At 40.0% G+C, this 523-nt stretch carries 1 protein-coding gene; it reads left to right on the top strand.

Annotation, left to right across the window (positions count from 1 at the left end; all coding sequences use genetic code 11):
- Positions 1–486 (top strand): ankyrin repeat domain-containing protein (locus ABD892_RS10065; protein ID WP_345195492.1); only part of this gene is annotated, 486 nt, incomplete at its 5' end.
- Positions 487–523 lie beyond the last annotated feature (37 nt).

Here is a 523-nt window from a genome sequence, read left to right as displayed (position 1 = left end):
AATTCCGAGACTGGCAAATATTATCGAATACGCCTCATGCTGGCTGCCATGTGGTCTGCACAGGAGTTTTTGAGTACTTACGGATATACGCCTCTACTCTTTTTGGCAGAAAAGAATGATTATGACACGATAGATTTTCTAATAATGCATGGTGCTGATCCTAGACAAAGTCAATCAAGTCTGACAACTCCTCTGCATGTTGCCTGTAAAAATAATAACAGGGAGTTAATTGATTTATTTTCAGACTTTACAAACCTTGTTGTTAGCCAGAATGTTGATGGCGATACACCTTTGCATTTGGTGCTTAAACAAAAAAACGATAAAATGGACCGATGGGTAAGACTGCTGATTAATTCTGGTGCTGATATCAATAAAGCCAATAATGCAGGCGAAACACCAAAAATGCTCATGCATGGCATTTATGACGAAAAGGGGTTTCCTATTGCATATTCTGGTTTACTTGAACACCGATTCTGGTCTACTTGAACACCCCCGTCACCTTACGTATTGGCGAGCCTGATTT

The organism is Kistimonas scapharcae, from assembly GCF_039540975.1.
Lineage (GTDB): Bacteria > Pseudomonadota > Gammaproteobacteria > Pseudomonadales > Endozoicomonadaceae > Kistimonas > Kistimonas scapharcae.
The sequence above is the reverse complement of the archived record's forward strand: the minus strand, read 5'-3'. Positions and strand labels throughout refer to the sequence as shown.